Annotated in this window: 2 rRNA genes; both read left to right on the top strand. The window is 48.9% G+C overall.

The window, feature by feature from the left end:
* Window positions 1-2,734 (top strand): 23S ribosomal RNA (locus tag GM920_RS23555); the annotation flags it as partial.
* Between the two features lie 111 nt (window positions 2,735-2,845).
* A 5S ribosomal RNA gene (gene rrf, locus GM920_RS23550) occupies window positions 2,846-2,957 on the top strand.
* The last annotated feature ends 6 nt before the right edge of the window (window positions 2,958-2,963 follow it).

Below are 2,963 nucleotides of genomic sequence, written 5' to 3'. Positions count from 1 at the left end.
GTACAATGTACGCAAACCTGCCGAACTGAAACATCTAAGTAAGCAGAGGAAGAGAAAATAATAATGATTTCCTAAGTAGTGGCGAGCGAAAGGGAAAGAGCCCAAACCAGTTATGTTACGGCATAGCTGGGGTTGTAGGACTACGATGTGGTATTAGTTAAATGAAGTGGAACAGGATGGGAAGCCTGGCAATATAGAGTGAGAGCCTCGTACACGTAAGTAAGACTAGCCTAGTAGTATCCTGAGTACCGCGAGGTCGGAGACGCCTTGTGGGAATCTGCCGGCACCATCCGGTAAGGCTAAATACTCCTGAGAGACCGATAGTGAACCAGTACCGTGAGGGAAAGGTGAAAAGAACCCCGAACAGGGGAGTGAAATAGAACCTGAAACTGTGTGCTTACAAGCGGTCGGAGCGTCCAGGTGGCGTGACGGCGTGCCTTTTGCATAATGAGCCTACGAGTTACTCTTCTCTGGCAAGGTTAAGTGTTTAAGACACGCAGCCGAAGCGAAAGCGAGTCTGAATAGGGCGTATAGTCAGGGGAGGTAGACGCGAAACCTTGTGATCTACCCATGGACAGGTTGAAGGTGCGGTAACACGTACTGGAGGACCGAACCGATAAACGTTGAAAAGTTTCCGGATGATCTGTGGGTAGGGGTGAAAGGCTAATCAAACTGGGAAATAGCTCGTACTCCCCGAAATGTTTTTAGGAACAGCGTGGTGGTAAAGTTATATAGAGGTAGAGCTACTGATTGGGTGCGGGGGAGTCAAATCCTACCAAATCCAGACAAACTCCGAATGCTATATAATATACACTGCAGTGAGGCCCGGGGTGCTAAGGTCACGGGCCGAGAGGGAAAGAACCCAGACCATCAGCTAAGGTCCCCAAGTTATAGTTAAGTTGAACTAACGAGGTCCGATTGCATAGACAGCTAGGATGTTGGCTTGGAAGCAGCCATTCATTTAAAGAGTGCGTAACAGCTCACTAGTCGAGCGATCGGGCATGGATAATAAACGGGCATTAAACTATACACCGAAGCTATGGGTAATATTTATATTACGGTAGGGGAGCATTCCAGCGGCAGCGAAGTTATGACGTAAGTTGTGGTGGAGCTTCTGGAAAAGCAAATGTAGGCATAAGTAACGATAAGGCGGGAGAGAAACCCGCCCACCGAAAGGATAAGGTTTCCTGATCAACGCTAATCGGATCAGGGTTAGTCGGGGCCTAAGGAGAACCCGAAGGGGATATTCGATGGACAACTGGTTAATATTCCAGTACTTTTTATAACTGCGATGTGGGGACGGAGTAGTGACACTGCCGCGATCTGACGGAATAGATCGTTAAAGGGCGTAGGTATTAGGACTGTAGGCAAATCCGCAGACCTAGCTGAAACCCGATAGTACTGCAAACCTTCGGGGGCGTAGATAGCGCAGGTAATCAGACTTCCAAGAAAAACCGCTAAGCTTCAGGTTATAAAAACCCGTACCGCAAACCGACACAGGTATCCGGGAAGAGAATTCTAAGGTGCTCGAGTGAATCATGGCTAAGGAACTCGGCAAAATGGCCCTGTAACTTCGGGAGAAGGGGCGCTGGTAGCAATATCAGCCGCAGTGAAAAGGCCCAGGCGACTGTTTAACAAAAACACATGGCTTTGCAAAATCGAAAGATGAAGTATAAGGCCTGACACCTGCCCGGTGCTGGAAGGTTAAGAGGGGATGTCATCTGTTAAAGGAGAAGCATTGAATCGAAGCCCCAGTAAACGGCGGCCGTAACTATAACGGTCCTAAGGTAGCGAAATTCCTTGTCGGGTAAGTTCCGACCTGCACGAATGGTGTAACGATCTGGGCGCTGTCTCAGCCATGAGCTCGGTGAAATTGTGGTCCCGGTGAAGACGCCGGGTACCCGCAACGGGACGGAAAGACCCCATGCACCTTCACTACAATTTAACATTGACATTGGATACAAGATGTGTAGGATAGGTGGGAGACTGTGAAGCGGCATCGCTAGGTGTTGTGGAGTCAACGTTGAAATACCACCCTTTTTGTATTCGGTGTCTAACCCCTCTTAGAGGGGGACATTGTTTGATGGGTAGTTTGACTGGGGTGGTCGCCTCCAAAAAGGTAACGGAGGCTTTCAAAGGTAAGCTCAATACGCTTGGTAACCGTATGAGGAGTGCAATAGCATAAGCTTGCTTGACTGTGAGGCAGACAAGCCGAGCAGGGTCGAAAGACGGATATAGTGATCCGGTGGTTCTGCATGGAAGGGCCATCGCTCAAAGGATAAAAGGTACGCTGGGGATAACAGGCTGATCTCCCCCAAGAGCTCATATCGACGGGGAGGTTTGGCACCTCGATGTCGGCTCGTCACATCCTGGGGCTGGAGAAGGTCCCAAGGGTTCGGCTGTTCGCCGATTAAAGTGGCACGCGAGCTGGGTTCAGAACGTCGCGAGACAGTTCGGTCCCTATCTGTTGTGGGCGTAGGAATTTTGAGTGGGGCTGACCTTAGTACGAGAGGACCGGGTTGGACTAACCTCTAGTGAATCTGTTGTTCCGCCAGGGGCATTGCAGAGTAGCTACGTTGGGAATAGATAAGCGCTGAAAGCATCTAAGTGCGAAACTAGCCACGAGATGAGAATTCCATATAGGACCGTAGAAGACTACTACGTTGATAGGTTACAGATGTAAAGGTGGTGACATCAAAGTCGAGTAATACTAATCATCCGAAGCTTTCAAGAGCAATAAACTGTTGTTTGTTCTTCATAACTAACTTCTTTCAATAATATGTCACTGTTTGTGGTGTGTGTAGGTTCTGCCTGTATGTGCAAATAAAGCAAACAATAAAAATATTTAGGTGCCTATATCGGCGGTGTCTACCTCTTCCCATTCCGAACAGAGAAGTCAAGCCCGCCAGAGCCGATGGTACTGCGGTAACACGTGGGAGAGTAGGTCGGTGCCAAATCTTAAA

This window comes from Pedobacter gandavensis (genome assembly GCF_014172405.1).
In the GTDB taxonomy this organism is placed as follows: domain Bacteria; phylum Bacteroidota; class Bacteroidia; order Sphingobacteriales; family Sphingobacteriaceae; genus Pedobacter; species Pedobacter gandavensis.
Note: the sequence above shows the minus strand (reverse complement) of the source record. Positions and strands in the feature narration are given on the sequence as shown.